The 1,623-nt window shown below is 72.3% G+C and carries 1 protein-coding gene; it reads right to left on the reverse strand.

The features are described from left to right. A partial coding sequence (locus tag AB0N31_RS36470; RefSeq protein WP_366062836.1) for an SDR family NAD(P)-dependent oxidoreductase occupies window positions 1-1,617 on the reverse strand: 1,617 nt, incomplete at its 3' end. Window positions 1,618-1,623: the final 6 nt, after the last annotated feature.

Raw genomic sequence — 1,623 nt, forward strand, 5'->3', positions numbered from 1 at the left:
CCACGGACCCCACGCCACCGACAAACCCACCTCACCCCGCGCACGACGCGCCTCCACCACCGCATCAGCACACGCGTTCGCCGCCGCATACACGCCCTGTCCTCCGCTGCCCCACACACCGGCAACGGACGAGAACACCACGAACGCCTCCAGTTCCCATCCCCGCGTCAGCTCATCCAGATGCACCGCACCCAAAGCCTTCGCCCGCAGCACGCGTTCCACCCGCTCGGGGACCATGACGTCGATCAGGTCGTCGTCCAGGACGCCTGCCACGTGGGCGATTCCGTCGACCCGGTGAGCGGCCAGCAGTGCCGCCACTTCGGACCGCTCGGCGACATCGCACGCGACAACCTCGACTCGCTCCGCTCCCGCCGCACGCAGTCGTGCCACGAGGTCGGATGCACCGGGCGAGGCGACCCCGCCGCGGCTCGTCAGGACGAGTTCCCTGGTGCCGTGCTCGGCGAACCACTGGGCCAGCCGCCCGCCGAGCGCACCGGTGCCGCCCGTGACAAGCATCCGGGCAGGAGCCCTCCAGGTGCCGTCCGGTGCGGTGTCGGCCAGGGGGGCCGGGCGCAGTCGCCGTGCGGACACCGCTGTGCCGCGCAGGGACACCTGGTCCTCGTCGGCACGCGTCAACACTGCTGCCAGAGAACCGAGTTCGGAGCGACCCGCGCGCCGCGGGACATGCACCAGCCCACCCCACCGATCAGGATGCTCCAGCGCGGCCACCCGTCCCAAGCCCCACACGGCGGCCTGCGCCGGGCCCGGGTTCCCGAGCGCGCCGTCCGGCCCGGGACCGGCCTGCGTGACCACCCACAGCGGAGCACTCACGGAGACATCACCGAGGGCCTGGACCAGGGCCATGATGTCCACCACCGCGGGGACCATGCCGGGAGCGCCGTCGTCGGCGGTGGACGCACCCCTCGTCAGGCAGGAGAGCACGCCGGCCGGCACCTCGCCCTCGGCGAACACCTTTTCGAGTAGATGGGTCAGCCCTTTGCGATCCCGCACGTCGCAGTCCACACGCTCCAGGCACGGAACGAACTCCTCAAGCCCCTCAAGGGCGACGCCACCGGGCGGTTGCAGCAAGAGCCAACGCCCCGATACCGGCCGGGCCGCGCCCACGTCGACCGGCTCCCAGTCCACGCGGTACCGCCACCCGTCGACCTGCCCGCGTTCGACCTGCTCACGCCGCAGCGACGTCAACGCGGGCAGTACCGCGTCGAGAGCGTCCTCCGGCACGCCGAGCCGGCCTGCCAGACCATGGGTGCTCTCCTGCTCGACGATCGACCAGAAGGCGTCGTCCGCAGAGGGTACCCGCGAGGCCGATGCCGACGCGGCGGCGCGCGAGTCGGCGGCAGCGGGCCAGTACCGGGTGCGCTGGAAGGCGTAGGTGGGCAGGTCCACTTGGACGTGCGTACGGACGCCTGGCAGCGCCTTCCAGTCGACGGTGCCGCCGCTGACATGGAAGGCGGCCAGTCCACGCAGCAGGGTGACGCCCTCGGCCGCGTCCCGGCGCATCAACTGGACGCAGACCGGGTCGGCGGTGTCGCCGAGCGTGGTGCGGGTGAGGGCGGTGAGGGTGGCGTCGGGGCCGAGTTCGACGAAGCGGGTCACGCCCTG

The sequence above is a fragment of the Streptomyces sp. NPDC051051 genome (genome assembly GCF_040682975.1).
Lineage (GTDB): Bacteria > Actinomycetota > Actinomycetes > Streptomycetales > Streptomycetaceae > Streptomyces.